At 58.5% G+C, this 27,000-nt stretch carries 24 protein-coding genes; 14 read left to right on the forward strand and 10 right to left on the reverse strand.

The genetic code is table 11. From position 1 onward, the window contains the following. The first annotated feature begins 75 nt into the window (after positions 1-75). The gene (locus ACR0EK_RS00910) at positions 76-2,565 is read left to right on the forward strand and encodes a penicillin-binding protein 1A (protein ID WP_480564319.1); all 2,490 of its coding nucleotides are present in this window, start codon (positions 76-78) and stop codon (positions 2,563-2,565) included. Here the strand turns inward: ACR0EK_RS00910 and ACR0EK_RS00915 are convergent. After that, positions 2,559-3,389, reverse strand: a complete 831-nt coding sequence (locus tag ACR0EK_RS00915) for an aminoglycoside phosphotransferase family protein (RefSeq protein ID WP_480564322.1) — start codon at positions 3,387-3,389, stop codon at positions 2,559-2,561. The genes ACR0EK_RS00910 and ACR0EK_RS00915 overlap by 7 nt on opposite strands. A 77-nt stretch (positions 3,390-3,466) precedes the next feature. On the opposite strand from ACR0EK_RS00915, the gene prfB reads away from it, so the two are divergent. The 4 genes from prfB to ACR0EK_RS00935 all read left to right on the forward strand — a co-directional run bounded on the left by prfB (position 3,467) and on the right by ACR0EK_RS00935 (position 7,611). Beyond that, positions 3,467-4,594 (forward strand): peptide chain release factor 2, encoded by a 1,128-nt coding sequence (gene prfB / locus ACR0EK_RS00920; RefSeq protein ID WP_480538084.1) that lies wholly within the window; start codon positions 3,467-3,469, stop codon positions 4,592-4,594. 1 nt (position 4,595) lies between these two features. Further along, positions 4,596-5,300, forward strand: a complete 705-nt coding sequence (locus ACR0EK_RS00925; protein WP_480564325.1) for a M50 family metallopeptidase — start codon at positions 4,596-4,598, stop codon at positions 5,298-5,300. A 102-nt stretch (positions 5,301-5,402) separates the two neighbouring features. Then, positions 5,403-6,803: an amidase gene (locus ACR0EK_RS00930; protein WP_480564328.1), complete on the forward strand. Its 1,401-nt coding sequence runs from the start codon at positions 5,403-5,405 to the stop codon at positions 6,801-6,803. Positions 6,804-6,825: 22 nt separating this feature from the next. After that, positions 6,826-7,611, forward strand: a complete 786-nt coding sequence (locus tag ACR0EK_RS00935; RefSeq protein WP_480485340.1) for a DUF2189 domain-containing protein — start codon at positions 6,826-6,828, stop codon at positions 7,609-7,611. Between the two features lie 9 nt (positions 7,612-7,620). Here the strand turns inward: ACR0EK_RS00935 and ACR0EK_RS00940 are convergent, their stop codons facing one another. The 3 genes from ACR0EK_RS00940 to ACR0EK_RS00950 all read right to left on the reverse strand — a co-directional run bounded on the left by ACR0EK_RS00940 (position 7,621) and on the right by ACR0EK_RS00950 (position 11,034). Then, positions 7,621-8,340: a helix-turn-helix domain-containing protein gene (locus tag ACR0EK_RS00940; protein WP_480480478.1), complete on the reverse strand. Its 720-nt coding sequence runs from the start codon at positions 8,338-8,340 to the stop codon at positions 7,621-7,623. Positions 8,341-8,653: 313 nt separating this feature from the next. Beyond that, a complete protein-coding gene (gene ilvN / locus ACR0EK_RS00945) occupies positions 8,654-9,214 on the reverse strand; it encodes an acetolactate synthase small subunit (protein ID WP_209503637.1) in 561 nt (186 codons plus the stop codon). A gap of 68 nt (positions 9,215-9,282) precedes the next feature. Beyond that, positions 9,283-11,034, reverse strand: coding sequence for an acetolactate synthase 3 large subunit (locus tag ACR0EK_RS00950; RefSeq protein ID WP_480564331.1), 1,752 nt, complete (start codon positions 11,032-11,034; stop codon positions 9,283-9,285). Between the two features lie 420 nt (positions 11,035-11,454). Here ACR0EK_RS00950 and ACR0EK_RS00955 point away from each other — a divergent pair, with 420 nt between their 5' ends. Further along, positions 11,455-12,300, forward strand: a complete 846-nt coding sequence (locus tag ACR0EK_RS00955; RefSeq protein WP_480485344.1) for a HalD/BesD family halogenase — start codon at positions 11,455-11,457, stop codon at positions 12,298-12,300. A 104-nt stretch (positions 12,301-12,404) separates the two neighbouring features. Here ACR0EK_RS00955 and ACR0EK_RS00960 read toward each other — a convergent pair whose 3' ends face one another. Then, positions 12,405-13,052 carry a response regulator transcription factor gene (locus tag ACR0EK_RS00960; RefSeq protein WP_267363844.1) on the reverse strand — a complete coding sequence of 216 codons (648 nt, stop codon included), beginning with the start codon at positions 13,050-13,052 and terminating at the stop codon, positions 12,405-12,407. Continuing rightward, positions 13,049-14,482 carry a cache domain-containing protein gene (locus tag ACR0EK_RS00965; protein ID WP_209596684.1) on the reverse strand — a complete coding sequence of 478 codons (1,434 nt, stop codon included), beginning with the start codon at positions 14,480-14,482 and terminating at the stop codon, positions 13,049-13,051. Before ACR0EK_RS00965 ends, ACR0EK_RS00960 begins: the two co-directional genes overlap by 4 nt. Positions 14,483-14,727: 245 nt before the next feature. Between ACR0EK_RS00965 and ACR0EK_RS00970 the strand changes: the two genes are divergently transcribed. From ACR0EK_RS00970 to ACR0EK_RS00980, 3 genes are all read left to right on the forward strand, one after another. Continuing rightward, positions 14,728-15,810 (forward strand): TRAP transporter substrate-binding protein, encoded by a 1,083-nt coding sequence (locus ACR0EK_RS00970; protein ID WP_267363846.1) that lies wholly within the window; start codon positions 14,728-14,730, stop codon positions 15,808-15,810. Between the two features lie 122 nt (positions 15,811-15,932). Then, entirely contained in the window at positions 15,933-16,859 is a 927-nt protein-coding gene (locus ACR0EK_RS00975) for a TRAP transporter small permease subunit (protein ID WP_209503644.1), read from the forward strand. Positions 16,860-16,876: 17 nt separating this feature from the next. Further along, positions 16,877-19,231: a TRAP transporter large permease gene (locus tag ACR0EK_RS00980; protein ID WP_480480486.1), complete on the forward strand. Its 2,355-nt coding sequence runs from the start codon at positions 16,877-16,879 to the stop codon at positions 19,229-19,231. Positions 19,232-19,365: 134 nt separating this feature from the next. Here the strand turns inward: ACR0EK_RS00980 and ACR0EK_RS00985 are convergent, their stop codons facing one another. The 4 genes from ACR0EK_RS00985 to ACR0EK_RS01000 form a co-directional block, all read right to left on the reverse strand. Continuing rightward, the gene (locus tag ACR0EK_RS00985; RefSeq protein ID WP_480480488.1) at positions 19,366-19,755 is read right to left on the reverse strand and encodes a VOC family protein; all 390 of its coding nucleotides are present in this window, start codon (positions 19,753-19,755) and stop codon (positions 19,366-19,368) included. A 7-nt stretch (positions 19,756-19,762) separates the two neighbouring features. Continuing rightward, positions 19,763-20,587 (reverse strand): arginyltransferase, encoded by an 825-nt coding sequence (locus ACR0EK_RS00990; RefSeq protein WP_480480490.1) that lies wholly within the window; start codon positions 20,585-20,587, stop codon positions 19,763-19,765. 75 nt (positions 20,588-20,662) lie between these two features. Further along, a complete protein-coding gene (locus tag ACR0EK_RS00995; protein WP_209596678.1) occupies positions 20,663-21,094 on the reverse strand; it encodes an RDD family protein in 432 nt (143 codons plus the stop codon). Positions 21,095-21,160: 66 nt separating this feature from the next. Continuing rightward, positions 21,161-21,583, reverse strand: coding sequence for a DUF2852 domain-containing protein (locus ACR0EK_RS01000; RefSeq protein WP_209503649.1), 423 nt, complete (start codon positions 21,581-21,583; stop codon positions 21,161-21,163). A gap of 142 nt (positions 21,584-21,725) precedes the next feature. Here ACR0EK_RS01000 and ACR0EK_RS01005 point away from each other — a divergent pair, with 142 nt between their 5' ends. From ACR0EK_RS01005 to ACR0EK_RS01025, 5 genes are read left to right on the forward strand one after another with little or no spacing between them, the layout of a single operon-like run. Then, positions 21,726-22,115, forward strand: a complete 390-nt coding sequence (locus ACR0EK_RS01005; protein ID WP_480564334.1) for a DUF4440 domain-containing protein — start codon at positions 21,726-21,728, stop codon at positions 22,113-22,115. A 49-nt stretch (positions 22,116-22,164) separates the two neighbouring features. Then, on the forward strand, positions 22,165-24,960 hold the full coding sequence (locus ACR0EK_RS01010; RefSeq protein WP_480564338.1) for a [protein-PII] uridylyltransferase family protein: 2,796 nt from the start codon (positions 22,165-22,167) through the stop codon (positions 24,958-24,960). Further along, positions 24,944-25,216 (forward strand): hypothetical protein, encoded by a 273-nt coding sequence (locus ACR0EK_RS01015; RefSeq protein WP_480504821.1) that lies wholly within the window; start codon positions 24,944-24,946, stop codon positions 25,214-25,216. The genes ACR0EK_RS01010 and ACR0EK_RS01015 overlap by 17 nt, the downstream gene beginning before the upstream one ends. Positions 25,217-25,254: 38 nt before the next feature. Further along, a complete protein-coding gene (locus tag ACR0EK_RS01020) occupies positions 25,255-26,457 on the forward strand; it encodes an RSP_2647 family RNA methyltransferase (RefSeq protein ID WP_480564341.1) in 1,203 nt (400 codons plus the stop codon). Beyond that, entirely contained in the window at positions 26,454-26,996 is a 543-nt protein-coding gene (locus ACR0EK_RS01025; RefSeq protein ID WP_480564344.1) for an RSP_2648 family PIN domain-containing protein, read from the forward strand. Before ACR0EK_RS01020 ends, ACR0EK_RS01025 begins: the two co-directional genes overlap by 4 nt. Positions 26,997-27,000 lie beyond the last annotated feature (4 nt).

Below are 27,000 nucleotides of genomic sequence, written 5' to 3' on the forward strand. Positions count from 1 at the left end.
TAGAATACGCTCGGTGTTTTGACCCTTGGGCGGCGCATCACTATATAGGCGGCACCGCGAGAAAAAGGCAGTAACGTGATCCGGTTCATTCTTTCGATTTTCGGGGCGATTTTCAGCCTCGTGACATTGGGTATTTTCATGACCGCGCTGGTGATCGGTGCGGTGTTCTGGATGTATGGGCGCGATCTGCCCAGCCACGAGTCGCTGGCACAGTACAAGCCACCCACGATCAGCCGGATCTATTCGGGTGAAGGCAAGCTGATCGATGAATTCGCGCAGGAACGCCGCCTGTTTACCCCGTCCGAGGAAATCCCGGATCTGGTGAAGCAGGCGTTTATTTCGGCGGAAGACAAGAATTTCTACAACCATCAGGGCTATGACCCGCGCGGCATCATTGCCGCCGGGGTCGAGGCGGTGCGGACCAAGGGCGAAACCGTTCGCGGTGCGTCGACTATTACGCAGCAGGTCATGAAGAACTTTCTGCTGTCCGGTGACCGCCGGGCCGAGCGCAAGATCAAGGAAATCATTCTTGCGACCCGGCTTGAGGATACTTTGGACAAGGAACAGATCCTCGAACTTTATATGAACGAGATCTTTCTGGGCCAGAACTCTTACGGTGTGACTGCTGCCGCGCAGACCTATTTCAACAAGACCCTGCAGGAACTGGCCCCGCATGAGGCCGCCATGCTGGCTGCCATGCCCAAAGCACCGTCAGATTACCACCCCGTTTGGCAAAAAGAGCGCCTTCTGGCCCGGCGCAATTACGTGTTACGCGAGATGCAGCAGAACGGTTACATCGATCAGGCGACTTATGATGCCGAGGTCGAATTGCCTCTGCGCTCGGTCCAGAACGGAGATTTTGAAAGCTTCCGTACGGCCCTGCCGCCCCGCGACTATTTCACCGACGAAATCCGTCGCCAGCTGAGCGAAGATTTTGGTGAGGGCGAGTTCTTTACCGGCGGCTTCACCGTGCGTGCATCGGTGGATGAGGAAATGCAGGTTGAGGCCGCACGTGCCCTGCGCGAGGCGCTCGAGAAATACGACCGCTCCCGTGGCAAATGGCGCGGCACAGGTGACGTGATCCCGGAAGAAAAACTGGCGGATGAGGCGCAATGGCGCGAGGCGCTGGCGGCCATGGAAATTCCGCGCGACGTCATTCTGCCAACCCGTTGGTATCCCGCCGTGGTTCTGGGCGTGACCGACCAGCAACTGACCGTTGGTGTCGAAGAAGGTCCTGCCGATGGGATTATCCCGCGCGCGGACATCAAGTGGATGCAGGGTGATTTTGCGGCCAACTTCAAGCGCGGTGACGTCATTTTTGTCGTTGCGGGTGAAGATGGGCAATGGTCGGCGCGCCAGGTGCCCGAGGTACAAGGCGGCTTTGTCGCGATGGATGTGAACTCAGGTCGTGTTCTGGCGATGCAGGGCGGGTTCTCGTATCAGGATACAGTGTTCAACCGGGCCACACAGGCACAGCGCCAGCCGGGATCGTCCTTCAAGCCATTTGTCTATGCTGCTGCGCTGGACAGCGGATACAGCCCCGCGACAATCGTCGTCGATGCACCCATCGAAGTGAACACGCCGCAGGGTCTGTGGCGCCCCAAGAACTCCTCCAACAAGTTCTACGGTCCAACCCCTTTGCGTACAGGGATCGAACAGTCGCGGAACCTGATGACCATCCGTCTGGCGCAGGAAGTTACAATGCCCGTCGTTGCCGGCTATGCGGAACGGTTCGGTGTCTATGACCGGATGGGCGCGTTTCTGGCCAACTCGCTGGGGGCCGAGGAAACCACGCTTTACAAGATGGTCGCGGCCTATGCGATGTTTGCAAACGGCGGCCAGCGTGTGGAACCCACTCTGGTCGACCGCATTCAGGACCGGTTCGGGAAAACCATCTATCGCCACGATGACCGCCAATGTCTGGACTGTAACTCGACCTGGCTGGAACCAGATGAATCGCCGACGCTTGTCACGGATCGCGCACAGGTCATGGATGCGATCACCGCCTACCAGCTGACATCGATGATGAAAGGTGTGGTCGATCGCGGGACGGCATCCAGCGTTGTGAATCTGCCTGTGCCAACAGCGGGCAAAACCGGAACCACCAACGACTCGAAGGATGCGTGGTTCATCGGCTTTACGTCGAATATCGTGGCCGGTTGCTACATCGGTTATGATCGACCGCGTCCGATGGGACGTGGGGCCTATGGTGGCACGCTGTGCGGCCCGGTCTTCCAGAGCTTCATGGAAAAAGCGGTCGAGAAATACGGCGGCGGTCCGTTCGAAGTGCCCGAAGGCGGCCATTTCATCAAGATCGACCGCTTCAGCGGGGCCCGTCTGCCCGATGATGCCACCGGTGACTATGTCGTGGCCGAATTCTTCCGCGACGGTGTCGATGGTTTCATCGACCGTGTCTATGATGGTGGTTTTGCCATCGGATCGGACCTGCCATTGTTTGAAGAAGTCCAGCGCGCGGGGGTTCAGGTCCAGACGTCAACGGGCGAGACCGTGACCGTTGGACCGAAAGCTTCCCAAGGGGACCTGAGCACCGGTGGGCTTTACTGACCGGCCGCTTTCAGAAACAGGTTTAGTAGATCAGCTTCTGCGTCACCGCAGATCGGGCCGTCAGATCGCCAGTAGATGGACAATGCGCATTTCGCGGCAGCCCATTGAGCCAGCCGTATTCGTGGAACACTCATTGCTTTGGAATACTCCGACAGACAGGTTTCGATTTGCAGGGGTTGGCGCACAAGATCCGGCATTCCCTTAGGGTGTCGCAACGCGTTGGCCAGTTCAAAAGCGGGATCGCCTAGATAACCTTTTGCATCGATGATCCGGGGTCCTGATAGTGTCATAATGACATTGTCTGGGTGAAAATCCCCGTGAAGAGGTACGGGTGAAGGTTGGCTGTCTAACAGGTCTTCACTTAGTGCAATCGCCGACTTCACCGCGTTACGCAGTTGGGCGGGGCACTCGGCCGCAAAGGTGCATTCAGCCAAAGGGGCGAACACCTGTTGCAAGGGTTTCATTCCAGTGGCGCTGACCGGGTCCCCTGCGTGCAAACACGCTGCTGTTTCCGCAAGTGTCTTGACGGCGTCTTCGGGCCTGCCCGCGCGGGCGATATCTCCCAGAGATGGTCCATCCAACCACTCCATCAGTACGGCGCTCCGTGCCTCTTCCAGAATCCGAACAGCGCCCCTGTCGCGCCACCCGACCAACAAGTTTGTGCCCGGTTTTTCGTTCCGGCGATCTTGCCTGCGATAAAGCTTCAAGGCAGCCGGGCCGCAATTGGATTGTACTTTCCACACTCTTGCATGGCCGGTGTCCGCAACCAGTTCAGGCAAGTGCAAATCCCATCTGCCCAGCAACTCTTCGACTGTGTTTTGCATTCAGGTCCAGCCTGTCTTGTGGTGTCTCGCACCTCTTGCTATCACGCAGGCCTGATTGAGCAAGTTGGGACAAGACCATGCGCGCCGAAACCCAGAACATCGTGGCGGATATCAAAAAGTCGCTGGAGCTGCTGGCGCAGCGTATGGACTATGAAACCGCACCGCATCGCCTTGAGGAATTCAACGCGCGCGTCGAAGACCCCAACCTTTGGGATAACCCTGAAAATGCGCAGAAACTGATGCGCGAGCGGCAGATGCTGGTCGATGCAATCGAGACGTACGAATCCATCAAGACCGACCTCAACGACAATATCGAACTGATCGAGTTGGGCGAGATGGAGGAAGACCAAGAAGTCGTTCAGGATGCCGAAGCGGCGATCAAGACGCTGAAAACCAAGGCCGCAAAAAAAGAGCTTGAGGCGCTGCTGGACGGTGAGGCCGACAGCAATGATACGTTCCTCGAAATCAACTCGGGCGCGGGGGGAACCGAAAGCTGCGACTGGGCGTCGATGCTGGCGCGCATGTATGTGCGCTGGGCCGAGAAAAAGGGTTACACGGTCGAGCTGCAATCCGAGACACCGGGCGAAGAAGCGGGGATCAAATCCGCAGCCTACAAGATTTCCGGTCACAACGCCTATGGCTGGCTGAAATCGGAAAGCGGCGTACACCGGCTGGTGCGGATCTCGCCCTATGACTCGGCGGCCAAGCGCCATACGTCTTTCAGCTCGGTCTGGGTCTATCCGGTGGTCGACGACAATATCGAGATTGAGGTGAACCCGGCCGATATCCGCATCGACACCTACCGCTCTTCGGGGGCTGGCGGCCAGCACGTGAACACCACCGACTCGGCTGTTCGGATCACGCACATCCCGACCGGGATTGTTGTAACCAGCTCGGAAAAGTCGCAGCACCAGAACCGCGATATTGCCATGAAAGCCCTGAAATCGCGCCTGTACCAGCAGGAACTGGATCGCCGCAACGCGGATATCAACGCGGCGCACGAGGCTAAGGGCGATGCGGGCTGGGGCAACCAAATCCGGTCTTACGTGTTGCAGCCCTATCAGATGGTCAAGGACCTGCGAACCAATCACGAAACCTCGGATACCAAAGGTGTTCTGGACGGGGACCTGGACGGATTCATGGCGGCAACCTTGGCCCTGAACGTGTCAGGCAAAAGTCGATCCGAGGCGCAGGGCGACAGCTAAGGTGACACGCCAGCGTTCCTTTCTGGACCTGCTGAAAGGGCACTGGCAGCTAATCCTGATCACCGGTCTGGTCTTTGCGCTCTGGAACACGCCGGTTGTAGTTCCGCTGAAAATTCTGGTCGTCTTTCTGCATGAGCTGTCTCATGCCGTGACAATCCTACTGACTGGCGGTTCGGTCGAGAGTTTCACGATCTCACCCCAGCAAGGAGGGATGGTGATCGGCCGGGGCGGCAGCAGGTTTCTCAGCCTGTCCGCCGGCTATCTCGGCTCGCTCGTGTTTGGCATGGCGCTTTTGATCATCGCCTTGCGGACAAATGTTGACCAGGCTGTTTTGGCTGTTTTCGGCGCAATCATGTGTCTGATCGCACTGCTGTACATACGCGATGCTTTCGCCTTGTTATTTTGCGCAGGCGTCGGGGCCGCAATGATTGCGACAGCGTGGTTCATGAGCCACGAGGTCAGTGATCTGGTGCTGCGCGTTGTCGGGCTGACCAGCATGATCTACGTGCCGTTTGATATCTTTGATGACACCATCCGACGGTCCGGCGCGCGCTCGGACGCGTTCCTACTGGCCGAGGAATTCGGCGGCACCGCGATGCTGTGGGGTGGGGTCTGGCTGGTGTTGAGTAGCGCGGCCATTGCCGTTTGCCTACGGTATTGGCTGGGCCGGGACAGCAACCTGCCATTGCACCGCAAAGCACTGTGATGCTGTTGTTAGTAAGACAAGAAAAGATACATCTAAACAGTGGGTTTAAATGAGGTGAACCGCTCGCTAGGCTGTCGAAGACCAACAACAGACTGGCGTGTTATGGACCTGACCCGGATATCTGCCACAGAGCTTCTGAACCAACTGGCTACCCGGCAGGTTTCGGCCACAGAAGTCATGCGGGCCACGCTGGATCGCATTGCCAAAGTCAACGGTGACGTGAACGCCATCGTGGCGCTGCGGGACAAGGGCGAGCTGATGGCCGAAGCGCAGACCCGCGACAGCGGTCCTGTCACTGGCCCGCTGCACGGCCTGCCAATTGCGGTCAAGGATTTGGTCAATGTGGCAGGTATTGTCTCGTCACACGGATCGCCTGTTTTCGGGGATGTCGTCCCTGACAGGGATGATCTGATTGCCGCCAGAATGCGGGCCGCGGGCGCCATCCTGATCGGCAAGACCAATACGCCGGAATTCGGGCTGGGCTCGCACACGTTCAACCCGGTCTATGGTGCGACGCGCAACCCGTATGACGCCAGTTTCACCTGCGGCGGCTCATCCGGTGGGGCGGCAGTGGCTTTGGCGACGGGTATGGTCGCATTGGCCGACGGGTCTGACATGATGGGCAGCCTGCGCAACCCGGCGGCCTGGAACAATGTTTACGGCTTTCGCCCAAGCTGGGGCAGGGTGCCGTCTGATCCTGTGGGTGACAGTTTCCTGCATCAACTGTCCACGCTGGGGCCGATGGCGCGCAGTCCCGAAGATTTGGGTATCCTGCTCGATGTGATCTCGGGGCCCGATCCGCGCCTGCCATTGGTCGGAGAATACGCACGGGTTTCCCCGGTGGTCGCAGCAGATCTGAACGGGTTGCGCATTGGCTGGCTGGGCGATTGGGGCGAGGCCTTTCCTATTGAAGCCGGAATTCTTGAGCTGTGCCAAGATGCGATGAAGGTGTTCGAAGCGCAGGGCGCGCGCGTTGAACATGTCGCCCCGCCTTTTGATGCCGAACGGTTATGGACCAGTTGGATCACCCTGCGATCCTGGAGTGTTGCTGCGGGGCTTGAACCCTTGGCTGAACGACGGAACCATCTGAAAGACACAGCCCAGTGGGAGCTGGACCGGGGTCTGACGATGAGTGCCATGGACGTGCATCACGCCAGCGTAATTCGGTCAGAATGGTTCCGGCGCGCGGCGGAACTGTTCGAGCAGTTTGATGCCCTGGTCCTGCCATCCGCACAGGTTTGGCCGTTTGGGATCGAAACGCCATACCCCACCCGGATCGCGGACCGCGCAATGGATACATATCATCGCTGGATGCATGTCACGGTACCGGTCAGCCTGATTGGCTTGCCTTGTCTGGCCGCGCCCGCCGGGTTTGGTGTGCAGGGCCTGCCCATGGGCTTTCAACTGTTTGGACCAAAAGGATCGGATCAGAAATTACTGTCGGTCGGGGCGGCGTATCACACCGAAACCGACTGGCCTAACAAGAGGCCGGCGATGTCATAACGCCGATCAGGGAGGAGACTAAATGGAAAAGCCATTTGGCGTTCCGGACATGCGTCCGGTAGATACAGCCATGCTGCGCACAGCGTTGAAGCGCGCCTGGGCCGACTTTCGGCGCGCGCCGCAGTTCGGGTTGATCTTTGCCGGGTTCTACGTGCTTGCGGGATGGGCGATGGCATGGGTCACCATCCAGACTGGTACAACCTTCTGGCTGGTTCTGGCAGCTATCGGCTTTCCACTGATCGGCCCGTTTGCCGCTGTTGGCCTTTACGAGGTGTCGCACCGGCTGGAACAGGGCGAACCGCTGGATCTTGGTGCAATCTTTGGTGTCGTGCTGCAACAAAGCCGCCGGCAATTGCCGTCGATTTGCGCCATCATCGTCGTGGTGTTTCTGTTCTGGTTTTTCCTGGGGCACATGATCTTTGCCCTGTTCCTTGGGCTGGCCACGATGACTAACGTGTCATCCTCGCTTGAGGTCTTTCTGACGGCGAATGGCCTGACAATGCTGGCTGTGGGCACGGTGGTTGGGGCGGTATTCGCAACCGTTCTCTATATGATCACCGTATTGTCGATCCCACTGCTGCTGGATCGCGAACTGGATTTTGTCACGGCAATGATTGCAAGTTTTACCTATGTGTCCGGGAATTTTCCGGTGATGCTTGCCTGGGGGGTAATCATCGCTGTTCTGACGTTCCTGGCCATGGTGCCCTGGTTTCTGGGCCTTTTGGTGGTTCTGCCACTGTTAGGCCATGCCAGTTGGCACCTGTATAGGCAAATCACCCAAGTCGAAGGGGAGGGCACATCGTCCTGAGAAAACCGCTCAGGGATACTGTGCCGGATTGTTGGTCGACAAGCGCGCAGCGGCGAAAATCGCCGTTGCATCGTGCCCGAGATATTTCAGAACCACGGGTTCCGGTGCCTCAGGGGCGGCCGGGCTTATGACCGTGCCGCGCCACTGAACCGCTGTTCCCGTGGGATCGGGTGAAATCATATAAACGCGGCTGTTCTGACCCGCTCGCTGAGAGGTCAGCATATAGACGGAACTACCGGTGCAGGCGACGATCCCTTGTATTTCGCGCGCCTGCGGCGTTGCTTCGGGCATCGCGGCGCGCGAGACATATCCGCGTATCAATGTGCATTGGGCCAGTGGTCGGGCGTGCAGCAAGGTCATGCGGTGCGAGGCCGAGACGCTTTCGATCACGGCATAAAACCCCGGAGAAAACGCAGTTCTGGCGATCATGTCCACACCTGATCCCAGAAACTCAGTCAAGGCCGCCGCTGCGGGGTGGTCCTCGATCTTTTCAATTTCGTCCAGGGGCTTCAGGAGGATGCGCGCATCCACGTCGAAAAACCGGCAGATGCGATCCAAAACATCCGGCCGTGGAACACTTTCGCCCGAAAGATACCTGTTGAACTGCGTCCGATTCACGCCAAGCTTGCGGCACAGTGCCGAGACCGACCGATACCTTCGTGCCAGTTGCCGCAGATTCGCGCCAAACATAGCGCGAAGTTCAGCCGGGCTGCGAATGTCGTCGGTCATGGATGCCCACGCCTTGCTAAGTTTCCTGAAAAACCATCGCAGCACTGGAACCAAGCCCCGGCGCGCATTGAAAAATCGTACAGATTGACCCCAAGCAACGTATCCCCACGTCGCGTTGCGCGTTGAGGCTAATGCCATAAAGCGCAATGGCAATAGGCTTTATCTGAAAATGCCTAATCTTTACCCGGAAAAGCTTACCCTATGGCAAATTTAGCGCATAGAAGGACGTGTGGGTTGATTTTGCAAATGCCCACCAACTCAAAGATGTGCTCCCGCCTTGGATGCAGGAAAAGCCCCAAGGCGGGTATATTGTTCAGTCGCCGCGCAGCAGGGCCGCCACGCCGGTGCGGGCGATTTCCATCAGGCCCAACGGGCGCATCAGGTCAGCAAAAGCGTCGATCTTGTCCGGCGCACCGGTGATCTCGAAGATGAAAGAGTTCAGGGTGCTGTCGACCACATTGGCACGGAAGATGTCAGCCAGGCGCAGCGCCTCGACGCGTTTGTCGCCTTCACCCACGACCTTGATGATGGCCAGTTCGCGTTCAACCGAAGGGCCTTCGACCGTCAGGTCATGCACGTCATGGACAGTCACGATCCGCCCCAGCTGCGCCTTGATCTGTTCGATCACCTGCGGTGTGCCGGTGGTGACAATGGTGATGCGGCTCAGGTGTCCTGTGTGATCCACCTCGGCCACGGTCAGGCTTTCGATGTTGTAACCCCGCCCCGAGAACAGGCCGATCACACGGGCCAGGACACCGGGTTCGTTCTCGACCAGCACGGCAATGGTGTGGCGTTCCTGCACGTCCGAAAAAGTAGGCCGTAGGTTATAGGCCGAATGGCGGTTGGAGCCTTTTTTGATATGTAGGGCAGACATTTATGTCCCTTTCATCATCCTGTGTTTGCCGGGCGCAACGGTCGCCCGGCGGTAATCCTCGGACGGTATCAGACCAGAACCGAACCTTTGCTGTCGATCACGCCCTGCGTCTCGGCCTCGCCCAAAAGCATCTCGTTATGTGCCTTGCCCGACGGGATCATGGGGAAGCAGTTCTCGTGCTTTTCGACCAGACAGTCGAAGATCACTGGGCCGTCGTAGTTGATCATCTCCATGATCGCGTCGTCCAGATCGGCGGGGTCGGAACACAGGATACCTTTGGCGCCAAACGCCTCGGCGAGTTTCACGAAATCGGGCAGGGCTTCGGACCAGCTGTGCGAATAGCGCTCACCATGCAGCAGCTCCTGCCACTGACGGACCATGCCGAGGCGTTCGTTGTTCAGGATGAACTGTTTCACCGGCAGGCGGTACTGAACGGCGGTGCCCATTTCCTGCATGTTCATCAGCCATGATGCTTCACCGGCGACGTTGATCACCAGAGCGTCCGGGTGTGCCATCTGCACACCGATCGAGGCGGGGAAGCCATAGCCCATCGTGCCCAGCCCGCCCGAGGTCATCCAGCGGTTGGGGTCTTCGAACCCAAGATACTGCGCCGCCCACATCTGATGCTGACCCACCTCGGTGGTGATGTAGCGATCATGCTTTTTCGTAAGTTCTTCAAGACGTTGCAGCGCGTATTGCGGTTTGATCGACTTCTCGCTGTTGGTGAACGCCAGACAGTTGATCTTGCGCCACTCGGAGATCTGCGCCTGCCATTTCTTGACGGCTGCCGCATCGGTCTTGCGCCCGCGTGACTTCCACACCTTCAGAATGTCTTCCAGTACATGCGCCACGTCGCCGACAATCGGGATGTCCACACGGATGACCTTGTTGATCGAAGACGGATCAATATCGATATGGGCTTTCTTCGACTTTGGAGAGAACGCGTCGATGCGCCCGGTGATCCGGTCGTCGAACCGTGCGCCGATGTTGATCATCAGGTCACAGCCATGCATCGCAAGGTTAGCCTCGTAAAGGCCATGCATCCCCAGCATCCCCAACCAGTTTTCGCCCGACGCCGGATAGGCACCCAGACCCATCAGGGTTGAGGTGATCGGGAAGCCCGTGGAATCCACCAACTCGCGCAGCAACTGGCTGGCTGCGGGGCCAGAGTTGATGACGCCACCGCCCGTATAGAAAACCGGCTTCTTGGCTTTTTCAATAGCTGCAACAAGCTCGTTGATTTCCTCCAGATCGCCTTTCAGCACCGGCTGGTAATGCGAGGTCGAAGGTTTGGGACTGTTGTATTCACCCGTGGCAAACTGCACATCCTTGGGAATGTCGATCAGAACCGGGCCGGGACGACCCGACTTGGCCACATGGAAGGCCTCGTGCAGCGTCTCAGCCAGCGAATTCGTGTCCTTTACCAGCCAGTTGTGTTTGGTGCAGGGGCGGGTGATGCCAACGGTGTCGGCCTCCTGAAAGGCATCCGATCCGATCATGAAGGTCGGGACCTGCCCGGTCAGAACCACAATCGGAATCGAATCCAGCAACGCATCAGTCAGGCCAGTAACGGCGTTTGTGGCACCGGGACCAGAGGTTACAAGCGCAACACCCGGCTTACCGGTCGACCGCGCATAGCCTTCGGCGGCGTGGATCGCACCCTGTTCGTGACGCACCAGAATGTGGCGAATGTCGTTTTGCAGAAAGATCTCGTCATAGATCGGTAGGACGGCGCCACCGGGGTATCCGAATACCGTGTCCACGCCCTGATCCTTGAGGGCCTGAACCACCATCTTTGCGCCGGTCATCTCACGTGTCATCTGCTTTGCTCCGTTCGCGACATGTGTCTTGCGTTTGACAAAAAAAAGCCCCCGAATTTTCGGAGGCGCATGGGTTCGATTATGGTTTACCGTTACCGGCCCATGCGCGTAGTTCCTACGATTACGACTAGCGTTCTCATCGCCAGAGGCTCCTTTTTGCTTGGAGGGGACATTATGGTCGGGGGGGAGGAGCGTCAACAGGCAAATCCACCAATTTTCTATCTCAATGGCGGTATTTTGCGAAATTTTGTTGCGCAGATTGCCGCATGCCGGGAATTTCCGGGAAAAGGGCAGTCGTTTTCCTGAGGGCGGGACAAGTATGAAGGTCTGAATGCGTCAGGCCGATGTCTGAAACTGGCATGATCCGGTGTTTTGTCTGGGTCACGCTGACCTTGTGGTCGCAAATGAGGGAGGCGGAGCATGTTACAGGACCTGGTAGATCTGGGACGATATCCGATCGATCGCCCGGATTCGCCAGCTTACAGGCGATTGATCGAGGATTTGCGGCGCGAGTTGGAACAGGACGGATGTGCGGTTCTACCGGGTTTCGCACATGCGCAAGGGATCGAGCTGTTGGTGCAGGAGGCAGATGAGGTGGCGCCCAATGCACACCGGTCTTTCAATCGCACAAATGCCTATTTCACCAAGGACGACCCACGGTTCGACGCCGCCCATCCGATCCGACGGTTCTATGACCGGTCGAACGCGTTTGTTCCTGCCGACAATTTTGCGCATTCCGGTCCTTTACGCAGGATTTACGAGTTTAGCGGATTTCTTCCCTTCATTCGGGATGCGCTGGATGAGCCTGAGGACCGCTTCTTTCGTTACGACGACCCGTTGGCAGACGTGATCATCAATGTCGTGGAAGAGGGGCAGGGCTTTCCCTGGCATTTCGACACCAACAACTACACCGTGACACTGGCGATCCAGAATGGCGAGCAGGGCGGTGCATTCGAATACGCGCCCAATCTGCGCTCAGCCGAGGATGAGAATTTCGATCAGGTCGCTTCGGTTCTGGATGGAAACACGGCGCATGTTCATCGGCTGGAATTGCGACCTGGGGATTTGCAGATATTCAAAGGCCGCTATTCCCTGCACAGGGTCGCCCCGGTCAAGGGCACGCGGCGGCGGTATGTGGGTATCTTTTCATTTGTCGAGGCCGAAGGCATGTGCGGCGGGATCGAACGGACGCAGCAGCTTTATGGACGCGTGTTGCCGCATCATTATGAGCGCGCGGGTTTGCGAAGGGATCAGTTGCTGGATTGAAGGGGCACTACCGGAGGTGAACGCTCCCGCCCGCCGTCAACGCGCCTGTGGCGCGTCTTCTCTGGTTGGGCCGGGCAGCGCTGCGCGCTGCGGTTGCGCAAGGATCAGAAACCGACCCCGGTGCCTTGCAGCATGCCATGTTCCAGCGCGTAGCGGGTCAGCCCGGCAGTCGAGGAAATTCCCAGTTTGCGCTTGATGTTCTTGCGATGCGTTTCAACCGTGCGCACCGAGATATCCAGCTTTTGCGCAACCTCTTTGTTTGATTTGCCCTGCGCCAGTTCCAGCAGAATTGTTTGCTCGCGCCCTGTCAGCGCCTCGCGTGCGTTGTCGCCTTTGGGTTTCAGGGACCCACTGGCACCGGTGCACAGATACTGCTCACCCCGCATGACCGCATCGATGGCCTGCTTGATCTCTTCGGTTGGGACATCTTTGAGAACATAGCCTTTTGCGCCGTGGCTGAGCGCGGTCGAAATGTATTCGGGGCTGTCATGCATCGACAGGATCAGGATGCGCGTATCGGGCAGGCGTTCCAGAATGATCTCCGTGGCGCTGAGTCCGCCGAGGCCAGGCATATTCAGGTCCATCAGGATGACATCCGGGGCGAGGCCAACCGCCTGATCCACCGCGGCCTGACCGCTGCCGAGTGTTCCAACCACTTCGATATCGTCGTAGCTTTCAAGGATCGACTGAATGCCCTCGGCCACCATGGGATGATCGTCGACAATTAGAACTCGGATGTTTTTGGCGCTCATGTACCGGCCTTTCGGTTCGGAGTTGCGTCTTCCTGCGGTGGCAACAGGTGGCTCAGCGGCAGACTGGCCTCGATCACCGTTCCGCCGCGCGGTCCGCGTGATGACAGAATACGCAGCGATCCGTCAAGTTGTTCAATTCGTTCCTGCATGTTGCGCAGGCCGATGCCGGTGGTCGGGGTCCCGGATTCTGCGCGCAACCCACGGCCATTGTCCGTGATCCGCATGGTTGCGCCTTTCTTGTGGCCGCGCAGGTCAATTGTAACATAAGAGGCATCCGCGTGGCGTTCGATATTTGTCAGCGCCTCTTGTGCGATGCGGTAGAGCGCGATCTTGCTGTCCTGATCCAGCCGGTTTCGGAAAACGACGGTGGAAAATTCGGTCTCGATCCCGGTTCGTTCGCGAAAATCGTCGGTCAGAGCCTTCAGCGCAGGCCCAAGACCAAGGTCGTCCAGTACGCCGGGGCGCAGGTCGCGGCTGATGCGACGGACCTCGGTGATGGCGGTGCGAAGATGGTCGATGCCTTTGTCCAGCGGATCGCGCGCACCTGCATCATCGCCGCGCAACAGACGGCGGCGCGCATTGTCCAGCGCATAGCGTACCCCCACAAGGATCTGGCTGATGCCATCATGCAGTTCGCGGGCAACCCGGCCGCGTTCCTCTTCCTGCGCGTCGAAGACACGTTGCGTCAGTTCCTTCAGCTTGGCATCTGCCAACCGTCGCTCGCGAATGTTCAGCAACATGCCCGAGGCAAAGACAATCAGAACGGCGGCCACGACAATAGCGCCGATATACATGAAGGTGCGCTGCACGCGGGCCTCGACCTCGGCCCTTGCGTTGGCGACCGTGGCGACAATGTCGTCAATGAAGACCCCGGTACCCACGACCCAGCGCCAGTCCTGCAACCCGACGACATAGGCGATCATCTGCGCCTCATCGCCGGTCGAGGGTTTCTCCCACATGAAGCTGTGCCACCCGGCCCCTTGACGGGCGAGGCTAATGAACTCGTCAACGATGGGCGTGCCATCGCTGTCGGTCAGACCTTCCCAGTTGCGGTTGATAAATTGTGTCTGACGGGGGCTGACCAGATTGTTGCCATCATAGTCGTAAACAAAAAAGAACCCGTCCTGCCCATAGATCATTGCCGAGAGTATCTGCGAGACAAGGTTCTTTGATACCTCGTCATCCGGTTCAGCGCGGCCATAGATATAGGCAAAACCATTGCGCGCCTGCGTCACGTAGTTGCGCAGTTCTTCTTTCTTGGCTTCTATCAGGCTGCGCTCCAGGGCTTCGATCTCGCGCTCGGCGGTCGCACGTGCCTCATAGGCTACAAGCACAGCGATTGCGGCCACGGCCACAACCAGCGGGATTGCGGCCACCAGCGACAGTTTCTGCGCATAGGTCAGCGAGACAAGATGTCGAAGTCTTTGCATGGACGAATCGATACGCAAGCGGCGTCAAAAATGCAAAAAGATTGGCGTTGGTCTGTGAAATTCCGGTGTTTGGGCCGTTTTTGTTGGAGTTTTCGTTCGGAAATTTCACCGCATCCCCAAAAGAAATCGATTCTCTACGCAGTAGTAGGTATTCCCTTTCGCTTCGCTCACATTAGGCTGACGCGCACTGAATGCGACAGGTCCGGTTCTGCCGGATCGTGACTATGAAGGGGAGGAACACTCATATGGATCGTCGTTCATTTCTGAAAAAATCCGCGCTGGGCGGTTCGGCAGCTGCAGCAACCGCTCTGGCGGCTCCGGCCTATGCACAGGGACAGCGCACACTGACCATGGTGACCTCGTGGGGTCGTGGTCTGGCTGGCGTGTTTGACAGCGCACAGCGTTGTGCCGACAGCATCAACGCCATGTCGGATGGCAGCCTGAATGTTGAAATCAAAGCGGCAGGCGAACTGGTTGGCGCGTTCGAGGTGTTTGACGCGGTGTCGTCCGGTCAGGCCGACATGTATCACGCCGCTGACTATTACTTTGTGGGTCAGCACCCAGGTTACGCCTTCTTTACGGCTGTGCCTTTCGGCATGACCGCGCAGGAACTGGTGAACTGGTACTATCATGACGGCGGTATGGAGCTGCATGATGAGCTGGGCGAAATCTTTGGCCTGAAGTCCTTCCTGGCCGGTAACACCGGTGCGCAGGCGGGCGGCTGGTTCTCGAAAGAAATCAACAGCCCCGAAGACTTCAATGGTCTGAAGTTCCGTATGCCCGGTCTGGGCGGCAAAGCACTGGGCAAACTGGGCGCGTCTGTTCAGAACATCCCCGGTTCCGAAGTGTATCAGGCGCTGTCGTCTGGCGCGATTGACGGAACCGAGTGGATCGGACCCTGGGCCGACGAAAAGGCGGGCTTCCAGGAAATCACCAAGACCTACTACACCGCGGGCTTCCACGAGCCAGGCGCAGGTCTGTCGCTGGCAACCAACCGCGACGTGTTCAATGAACTGACACCGGCCCAGCAGAAGATCATCGAGATTGCTGCCGCAGAAGCACACCAGTGGAACCTGGCGCAATTCCTGGCCAACAACGGTGCAGCGCTGCAGCGCCTGCAGGCCGGTGGTGTCAAGGTCCTGGAATTCCCTGACAGTGTCTGGGATGCGTTCGGCAAGGCCAGCCAGGAAGTTCTGGACGAGAACATGGGCGATGAGCTGTTCAAGAAGATCCACGACAGCGCAATGCCGTCGATGGCGGCTTCGTCGGCATGGAACAACCTGTCGTCGGGTGTCTACACCGCACAGCGTGACCGTGTTCGCGGCTAATCCTTCCTGATCAAAGGAAAAACGGTTTCCCCGCACCTTGCGGGGAAACCTTTCCCGTTGCGTGAAAGGACTTGGGCAAGCCACAATAGGCCTGCGCGCAACTGAGACGACCTGGGGACAACATGCAGGACGAAAACGGTATCTCGTTCTTCGGCGCCCTGTGGAATGGACTGGTCTGGTTCATTCAGAACATTGCCGAAGCCTTCTATAATTTCGGATATGCGGTCACGCATCCGCAGCTCTGGCTGGACTGGTCTGACAAGGCGTCGATCATGCGCTTTGTCTATTACGGCGGTTCGGTCGAGTTCTTCTTTGTGGTGTTCACCTTCTTTTTGGTTCTGACAGCCGTCGGGTTGTATTACCGGAACTTCATGTGGGCCATCGTGCGCGGCCTGGAAGGTTTTGCAAACACCACCGGGCGGTTCTTTGCCTGGGCGGGTCTGCTGATGGTGATTCAGCAAATTGTCATCGTATTCATGCAACGGGTCTTTACCCGTCCTGATATGTCCTTCGGTCTGGGCATACCGTTCCAGATGGATATCAGCTGGTTCGCGGAAGAGCTGAAACTGTATAACGCCATGGTCGTCTGCCTGTGCTGTACCTACACATTTGTGCAGGGCGGGCATGTGCGCGTTGATCTGATCTATGCCGGTATCAGCCACCGCGCCAAGCGTGTGGTCGATATGTGCGGTGCGTTGCTGTTCATGATGCCAATGGCGGTGCTGACCTGGATGTACGGCTGGTTCTTCCTGTGGCGGCACCTGATCGTGCCGAACCCATCGGCCAGTGACGCGCTGGACCGTCTGGTTGCCAAATCCCGCGCCCTGCGTTGGAACGTGGAAACCATCGGGTTCAGCCCCAACGGGTTCAATGCCTACTTCCTGTTCAAGATCCTTCTGGTGGCGTTTGCGGCCATGGTGTTCCTGCACGCCATCGCGTTTTTGTACCGGTCGTATCTGGAATACGTGGAAGGACCGGACAGCGTTGGAAAATACCTCGACAAGGACAGCCTTGGTGAGGGCGAAGAAGCCTATGAAGGCGCGCATTAAGGGCGGAGACAAAGACAATGCTATTCGGACTTGATGGCGTCGAGATAGGCCTCATTATCGTATTCTTTTGCCTTTTCGGGGGCATTCTTTCCGGCTTTCCGGTGGCTTTTGCCATCGGCGGGGCAGGGATAATATCCTTTGGCATCATCGCCGCGCTGGACAGCGCGGGGTTGCTGATCCACCAGGCGATTGACGTCGGATCGCAAAGTTATCGGGACCTTGTGAACTCCGGAATCAAGCCGGACACCATATCCGTGTTCCGATACCCGGATTTGCCAAGGCTCGCCGAACCGGTTTTTGCCTCGGGCTGGGAAACCGCGCTGGACCGGAACGTGTCGTTCATCGTGAACCGCATGAACGAGCGGGTTCTGGCCGGGCAATCCATCGAGACCCTTCTGGCCGTGCTCATGTTCGTTCTGATGGGCATCACGCTGGAACGTTCAAAGATTGCCAACGATCTGCTGACGACGATGGCACGTGTTTTTGGCCCGCTTCCGGGTGGTCTGGCCGTGTCAATTGTGGTTGTGGGGGCGTTTCTGGCGGCTTCGACCGGTATCGTTGGCGCGACCGTTGTGACGATGGGCCTGCTGGCGCTTCCAACCATGTTGCGCAACAACTATTCGCCGGAACTGGCGACCGGTGTGATCGCGGCATCGGGCACCTTGGGGCAAATCATTCCACCGTCGATCGTGATCGTCCTGCTGGGCACATTGGCGGGGGATCTGTATTCGACAGCGCAGGAAACCCGGGCTGTTGAAGCCGGTTGTACCGACGCGCTGACCTATCTGGGTGAGCCTGCGGTTGTCTCGGTCGGGACATTGTTCCAGGCTGCGCTGTTGCCAGGGATCATGCTGGCGCTGCTCTATGCGCTCTATGCCTTTGGTTATGCATTGCTGAATCCACACAAAGCGCCCGCTGTGGCTGTGTCCGGTGGTTCCGGGGAACCCATTACGCGGTCAGAAGGCCTGACATGGTTGCTGGGTGCGCCTGTAGCCCTGATCGTCGGTGCGGTCCTTTTGGGCAATGTCGGTGTGATCGGAAGCCAGAATATCTCGGTCTCGGCCTTTTCGGATATCGGCGAGGGTGCGTCGCTGAGGACCAACGTTTCGGCAGAGTGCAAGGCGTCGATGATCGATCTGCACGGGCAAGTTGCCTGGGATCAGGCTGTTGCCGAGCAGGAGGCCATTGATGCCGCTGGCGGCACAACCGAAGCGCATCGCCTGACAGAAGAGGAACTGGCTGCTGAACAACAAAAAAGGATTGCCGACGCGGCGCCGATCGGCACTGGAGTGGCGGTTACCCTTGTTCTGCTTGGTCTGACCCTGGTTCTCGGCCGTGGTATCGCACCGTCGCGGTCACCGCAGCCGCTGATCCTTGGCGCGATCGGGCTGTTGCTGATGGCACTGGTCGATATCCTGATGATATCGCCGACCACATCCTCTGGCGTGACTTTCGTGCTGCTCGCCCTGCCGTTCGCGCTGGCCATGTATGGTTGCAAAGAGGCTGCGGCCCGCTGTGCCACAAACGATCTGATCCGCGTGGTCTTCCCGCCGCTTGTTCTGATCATAGCGGTGCTGGGCTCGATCCTGGGAGGTGTCACCAATCCGACACCAGCGGCTGCGCTGGGCGCGGGTGGCGCGATCATGCTGGCGGCCTATCGCAAGCTGCAGGATCAGGGCCGTTCGGGCAAAGTGGTCATCTGGTCGACCTTCGCCGTTGTCATTGCACTGCTGATGGGGGTCAACTTTGACCTGCGTATCAATCAAGGCAGTGTGACGGTAGAAACCTGGATCGCCTTCATCATTGCTTATGCGGCCTATCTGTACGCCCTGTTCGGGCTGCTGTACGGATGCTGGGTGCTCTATTCCAGCGGTGTTTTGACCCCGGTGGTGCGTGAGACAGCCAAAGTGACCTCGATGGTGTTCACCATCCTGATCGGATCGCAGTTGCTGAACCTCGTGGTGATTTCATTCGGAGGGGAGCATTATATCCAGCAATTCCTGAAGAGCTTTGACAACGAGTTCACGGTTTTCCTGATCGTGATGCTGGTGCTGTTCATTCTGGGGTTCGTGCTGGATTTCCTCGAGATCATCTACATCGTGATCCCCATCGTGGGCCCGGTGATCTATGGCGGCTCGTTCGATCCGAAATGGGTCACGATCATGGTGGCGGTGAACCTTCAGACGTCGTTCCTGACGCCACCTTTCGGGTTTGCGTTGTTCTACCTTCGAGGGGTTGCGCCGAAAGAGGTCACAACAGGTCATATTTATCGCGGGATCGTTCCGTTTGTTCTGATCCAGGTGATGGGGATCGCGATCTTGTGGTTCTTCCCGACGATTGTCACGATCGTTCCGGACCTGATGCCAAACTGATCCGATCCGGAAGAGAATATTGCAAAGGGGGCCGGCTGGCCCCCTTTTCTGTTTATTTCGGGCAAGGGGCCAGCCCCTTCTTGGCCTGCGGCCAATTCATCCCCGGGATACTTATAGCCAGATGAAGATGCGGATCAGGTGAACTGGATCAGGTCCCAGCGATTGCCGAAGGGATCACGCCAGACAGCGACGATGCCATAGGGTTCGTGGCGTGGGTCTTCTTCGAAATGGACATCCCCGGCGCGCATATCTGCGTGGTCACGATAAAAGTCATCGGTTTGCAGGAAGAACCCAACGCGCCCGCCGGTCTGGTTGCCTATGGCGGCGGTTTGTTCGGGTCCGTCAGCCTTTGCCAGAAGAAGACAGCCGCTATCCGAACCGGGAGGCGCGACCAGAACCCAGCGCTTGCCATTGCCGAGGTCTATGTCCTTGATAAGTTGGAAGCTGAGCGTCTTTGTATAAAACAAGATGGCGTCGTCGTAATCCGGCACCACAAGGGTGACGGCATGCAGGCTTTGTTTCATCGCGCGGTCAGCCTTTGGTCGGGTGCCGGTCAGGGAGCTGGATATTGGCGACCTGTTCGGCGATTGGCGGCGCCGACAAGGGGTGATGCGATGTGCCGGTATAGGCATCCGGATCACTGATTTTTTGCCAGCCCCCCTGAATATAGGCCTCGAGCCCTGAAAACTTGGCTTTGTAGCCCATCTTGGGGCTGCCGGGGACCCAGTACCCCAGATAGATATAGGGCAGGCCCGCCTCACGTGCGATGTCGATATGGTCGAGGATCATGTAGGTGCCGAGTGAGTTCTGCGGCTGTTCCGGGTCGTAGAAGGAATAGACCATACTTAGCCCGTCATCGAGCACATCGGTCAGGCTGACGGCGATCAACTCGCCCGTTTCAGGATCGGCATATTCCACAACGCGGCTGCGGATCGGTGTTTCCTCGATCATCGCGGCGAATTCGAAAACATCCATGTCAGCCATGCCGCCATCGGCGTGACGGGTATCAAGATAACGGCGGAACAGCTCGTATTGCTCATCCGTGGCCCATGGCGAGGTTGCGCGGCGTTCCAGGTAACCATTCCGCCTTGCTGCGCGCTTCTGGCTTTTGGTCGGCCTGAAGGCTGAAACATCGATCCGGGCCGACAGGCAGGCTGCGCAATCCGTACACGAAGGACGGTAGAGTACATTCTGAGACCGGCGAAATCCTTGTTGAGACAGGGAGTTGTTCAGCTGTTCAGCCCCTTCGCCTTGCAGGGCGGTGAACAGTTTACGTTCCATCCTGCCGCCAAGATAAGGGCAGGGCTGCGGTGCCGTGACATAGAATTGTGGCGCAATTGGCAGCGTATGTCGCATGAAATCCCCATCCAACCTCGGGAGGGATGATAGCAACCGTTCCCGAGACCGCCAAGTGTTTCACGCAACCTTGCGTCAGGCCCGTTGGTTGATCATCACGGTGCCCAGAAAACTGTCGGTCAGACCCTGGCCACGGGCGCTGGTCATCATCATGATGACCGAGATGATCTGGACCACGGGAAAGGCCATGCTGACAAAATAGCCGGCAGTGTGGGCAAGCGCCTTGCCCAAGTCCATTCGTTCTCCGAACGCGTCACGCAGCTCGATCCCCATAAAGCGCATTCCCAGCGTGGCTGAGCCGTTGGCGATGGTCACCACCCGGTAGACGAAACTGACAACGGCGTAGATCAGGGCCAGGAAAAACAGACCCAGAAACGCAGTAAAGAGGATTGCCACCGTGCAAAGCAGTGAAATGAAGGCGATATCGAACAGCCAGGCGACAAAGCGTTTGGTTGTCACGGAACGATAGAAATCGGGTTGGGTGTCCGGGTTGGGCAGATGGTTCATTCGATAGGTCCGAAAAACTGGGGTAGGGGCACCCTGTCCCGAAACACCGGGGCAGGGCAAGGTCAATCAGGCGGGCTCGCCCTTGCCGTCTTCGTCATGGTTCTCGCGGGCGCGTTCATCCATGAATTGGTCGAATTCGGCCTTGTCCTTGGCGTCACGCAGGCGGCGCAGGAATGCTTCGAAATCCTGTTGTTCGCGTTCCAGGCGGGCCAGTGTATCTGCTTTGTAGGCGTCAAAGGCGCTGTTGCCCGAGGGCTTCATTGCACTCATGTGGCTGTGCCAGGATTTGCGGCGGTTGCAGGATTTGCTGAACATGCGTTTGCTCCAGATCATATAGGCCAGCAGGGCAAGTCCAACGGGCCAGAAGAAGATAAATCCAAGAACCATGGCGGCGATCCAGGCCCCTTTGCCTTTGTCATCCAGCCAGGCCTCGGTTCGATAAAGCCATCCCGGATTCGCGGGGACGGCGGGGTCGGACAATGCGGTCATTTGAGCTCTCCAGGGTTGATGTAAACTCTATTCACATTGCATAGATGGGGTATCGTTTGGTTGGGTGCAAGGGGTAATGTGAAAAAGATTTACATTAAGCAATCCGGTTGACGTTTCAGGATCTGGCTCGCAGGGTCTGGGTATGGATATGACGGACAACAAAGCTGCCCCTGCACTAAAGGACATTCTTGAACTGGAAACGCAGGTCTGGGTGGCGCTGGTTGAAGGCGAAGCAAGCGCCGACCGCGCCTTGCTAAGCGCGGATTTTCTGGGCGTTTATCCCACGGGTTTTGCCAATCGGGACGATCACGTCGGGCAATTTGCAGATGCGCCAACGATGGCCGAGTTTGATCTGAGTAACACTCGGTTACGCGTTCTGACCCCGGATATCGTCTTGCTGTCCTACCGTGCCGATTACCTGCGCTCGGGCGCAGATCGGCGCGAGGCAATGCTGATTTCATCTTTGTGGGAACGAAGAAACGACGTTTGGGTCAACAGCTTCAGTCAGGATACGCCGGTTCAGGAAACCTGATCAGAATGCCCCATTGACGATTACGTCCCGCAATGCGCAGGGTGCGCGCATGACTGACGCTCTTGCCATTACCCGCCTTCCACGTGCGTTTGATCCGTCTCTGGGCGATGAAACCCGCGCTCTGACACCTGATCTGTCGCAGGAGATGGGAGAGCTGGTGGCGGGAATCGCCGGGTCCAGCCCATATCTGAAAGGCCTGATCGAGCGTGAAAGGGAATGGCTGCCTGATGCCTTATTGCGCCCGGATCAGGCGCTGTCTGAAGTCATGGCGGATGCGCGTAAGCTGCCGCCGGATCAGCTGAAGTCCGGCTTGCGGCAGGCAAAGCGGCGTGTGGCGCTGTTGACCGCGCTTGCCGACATTGCAGGTGCCTGGCCGCTTGAAAAAGTCACCGCGGCACTGACCGATTTCGGGGCATTGGCCGCGGATACAGCGGCCAAGGCCGAGATTGCGACGTTGATCCGGCGCAACAAACTGCCGGGTATGACCGAGGACGATATCGAAACTGCCGCCGGGATGGTCATTCTGGCCATGGGCAAGATGGGCGCGCATGAGCTGAACTACAGCTCGGATATCGATCTGATTGTGCTGTTTGATGAGACGCGGTTTGACCCCGATGACTTCTACGAGGCCCGGCAGGGCATGGTGCGGGCAACGCGGAACTTCTGCGCGACGCTCAGCGACAAGACTGCCGATGGCTATGTTTTCCGTACCGATCTGAGGCTGAGGCCAGATCCTGCCGTAACACCGGTCTGCATGGCGATGGAGGCCGCTGAACGGTACTACGAAAGCCTTGGCCGCACATGGGAACGCGCGGCATATATCAAGGCCCGCCCCTGCGCCGGAGACTTGGCCGCGGGGCAGCGGTTTCTGGACAGTCTGCGCCCTTTTGTCTGGCGTCGCCATCTGGATTTTGCCGCCATTCAGGACGCGCATGATATGCGTCTTCGGATTCGCGAAAACAAAGGTACGGGCGGGGCCTTGTCGATCCCCGGCCACGACATGAAGCTTGGGCAGGGCGGTATTCGCGAGATCGAGTTCTTCACCCAGACCCGTCAGCTGATCGCAGGTGGTCGCGATCCGGATTTGCGGGTGCGCGGAACGGTTCCGGGGCTGGCGGCGTTGGCGTCAAAAGGCTGGGTGCCGCAGGATGTCGCGGATAAATTGACCGATCATTACCGGGCACATCGCGAAGTCGAACACCGCATTCAGATGGTTCATGATGCACAGACGCATAAGGTTCCGAAATCACCGGAAGGCATTGAACGCATCGCCTGTTTGATAGGGATCGGCAGCGATGAACTGAAACAGGACCTGAAAAACCGCCTGACCGAAGTGCACGAACTGACTGAAGGATTTTTTGCGCCTGGACCCGGTCCTGCACCTGTGGCGGCGCAGGATGTGGAATTTGACCAGAGTGTTCTGGCCCGGTGGACGACCTATCCGGCCTTAAGGTCCCAGCGCGGGTCGCGGATATTCGAACGGTTGCGGCCCGAGCTGCTGTCGCGTCTTGCCAAGACCGCCAAACCGGAAGAGGCGTTGATGGCGCTGGATGGGTTTCTGTCTGGCCTTCCCGCCGGGGTGCAGCTGTTTTCCTTGTTCGAGGCCAATCCGCAACTGATCGACCTACTGGTCGATATCGTTGGCACGTCTCACGCTCTGGCCTCGCATCTGTCGCGCAATGCCTCGGTTTTCGACGCGGTGATCGGCGGCAGTTTCTTTGCCGATTGGCCAGGGCAGAAGGAATTGCAGGTCGAACTGGCCCGTGCGCTGGCGGAAGAGTCTGACTATGAAACCCGGCTCGACTTTGCGCGGCGCTGGTGTAAGGAATGGCATTTCCGGGTCGGCGTCCACCACTTGCGGGGTCTGATCGACGGGGCACAGGCAGGCCGACAATATGCAGAGCTTGCACAATTGGTGATTGCCGCCATCCTGCCCTATGTTACCGAGAATTTCGCCCGCAAACACGGGCCCGCCCCGGGACGCGGAGCGGCGGTGTTGGGCATGGGATCGCTGGGCGCAGGACGGATCAATTCGCAATCCGATCTGGACATGATTGTGATCTATGACCCGCAGGATAAGGACATATCCGATGGTCCGCGCCCTCTGGCCACGCGCACCTACTACGCGCGGTTCACGCAGGCGCTGATCACCGCACTTTCGGCTCCGATGTCTCAGGGGCGGCTGTATGAGGTTGACATGCGCCTGCGCCCGTCCGGCAATCAGGGGCCGGTCGCCACCAGTTGGGCCAGCTTTACCAATTATCAGCAGAATGAGGCCTGGGTATGGGAACATCTGGCCCTGACCCGTGCTCATGTCGTTGCGGGTGATGCCGGTTTGGCAAATGATATCGAAGCGTTCCGCGCCGGGTTTCTGTCGCGCCCACGCGAGCGGGACAAGGTTTTGCGCGAAGTCGCCGAGATGCGAACGCGTCTGGCCGCGGCCAAGGCACCCGCCGGGATCTGGGATGCTAAAAACGGGCCCGGCCGCCTGATGGATATCGAACTGATGGCCGAAACCGGAGCCTTGCTGGCAGGGACTACGGCACGCGATGTGTCCTCAGGCCTCGATGGTGCCGTCGCTACCGGATTGCTGGATGTCGCGCAGGCGCAATCCCTGAAAGACTGCTACAGCCTATGCTGGTCGGTGCAATGTGCGGCCCGGCTTCTTTCGGGCAAGGTCATCGAGGCGGAACAGATCGGTGAAGGAGGTGTGGATTTCCTGTGCCGCGCCACCGGGTTTAAACAGGTCGATGCACTGCAACGGGCATTACAGAAGAGTTACACAACCGCGGCCGACCTGATCGGCAGCGTGATCCAAGAGGGCGAAAATGGCACGCAGCACTGATCCCAATGACCACAAAGGTCTGATCCAGGAAGCCTATCGCATCGAAGGCATCACCTTGCCGGAATGCCGCAGCATATTTCTGGACTGGGCGCTCAGCCTGCCCGAAGAGCGTGACCAGAACACGGCGCTGACCGAGTTGCATGCGGCATACGCGCTGCACAGCCCGGACCATCCCATGACTCAGGTTCTGTCCGAGGGCCTTCAGGCGGCCCAAACCCCGAAACGACGTGGTGGCTGGCGCTCTCGGAACCGCTAGGGCTTTTCCATCGGCACATTCGCGACTAAGAGGGCGCCATGACCCAATCTGCCGACCGCCCCCGTATCCGCCTGAAACCCAAAGCCAACGCGCGCGGGCTGCGCCATGGCTTCCCCTGGGTCTATGCAAATGACATTGTCACCGACCGCCGCACGCGCAAGATCCCCGCAGGCGCTCTGGCGATTCTCGAGGATGACAACCGCGCGGCGCTTGCGCTGGTGGCGGTCAACCCTGACTCAAAAATCATGTGCAGGGTGCTGGATCGTGATACCACCGCACAATTGGACAAAACTTGGTTCGAAACCCGCCTTAGCCGCGCCCTTGCACTGCGTGAACGCTTGTTTGATGCGCCTTTCTACCGTCTGGTCCATGCCGAGGCCGATGGCTTTCCCGGTGTGATCATCGACAGGTTTGGCGATAGCTGTGTCATCCAGCCCAACGCGGCCTGGGCAGAGATGCATCTGGATACGCTCACCGACGCGCTGATCAAGGTCGCAGGCGTGACGACGGTGCTGAAAAACGCCTCGGGCCGTACGCGCGGGCTGGAAGGGCTGGACGATGAGAACCAGACTTTGCACGGCACCGCACCCGACGCACCCCTGCATGTGCCGATGAACGGTGCCACGTATATGGCCGACCTGACCGGAGGTCAGAAAACCGGCCTGTTTTACGATCAACGCCCCAACCATGCCTTTGCCGCACGGCTGGTACATCCCGGAGCGCAGGTGCTGGACGTGTTCAGCCATGTCGGCGGCTTTGGTCTGGCAATGCTGGCCGCAGGTGCCGGACAAGCGCTGTCCGTCGATGGGTCTGCGGCCGCGCTGGAACTGGCCACCAAAGGCGCCGAGGCTTCGGGCCTTGCCGACAGGTTCCAGACCCGGCAGGGCGACGCGTTCGATGTGTTGACCCAATTGGGGGACGAGGGTGCGGCGTTTGACGTGGTCATCTGTGATCCACCTGCCTTTGCCCCCTCAAAACAAGCGCTGGATGCGGGATTGCGCGCTTATGAGCGTATCGCACGGCTTGCCGCACCTCTGGTCAAACCCGGCGGCTATCTGGGGCTGTGTTCGTGTTCTCATGCCGCCGATCTGGGGCGGTTCCGCGACGCCTCCTCCCGCGGGATCGGCCGGGCGGGCCGACAGGCGCAACTGATCCACACCGGATTTGCCGGGCCGGATCACCCGCAACTGCCGCAACTGGCGGAAAGCGGCTACCTCAAAGCGGTGTTCTATCGCCTATGAAGGCTGTTCTCGACACTTGCGTCCTCTATCCCACGGTCATGCGCGAGATGCTGTTGGGTGCCGCGCGATTGGGGCATTTCACCCCGCTCTGGTCCGCCCGCATCCTTGAAGAATGGGCCCGCGCCGCCCGCAAGCTGGGCCCGACAGGTGAGGCGCAGGCGCGCGCCGAGATCGCGTTGGTGCAAGCGGCCTGGCCGGATGCCGAACGTCCAGCGAACGAGGGTCTTCAAAACCGCCTGTGGCTGCCGGACGCCGCAGATGTCCACGTGCTGGCCACAGCAATAGCTGCTTCCGCTGATCTGATTGTCACGGTTAATGCCAAGGATTTTCCCAGAAATATCCTGACTGATGAAGGGCTTGACCGGCAAGATCCCGACAGCCTGCTGTACGGCTTTTGGCAATCCAATCCAGAAGGCATGAGCACACTTGCCACTCGGGTCCTGACAGAGGCCAATCGCCTCTCAGCCGAAAAATGGACCCTTCGCGCGCTCATGAAAAAAGCCCGGCTTCCGCGATTGGGCAAGGCACTCGCCACCTGAGCGG

It is taken from the genome of Ruegeria sp. AE4, from assembly GCF_056542185.1.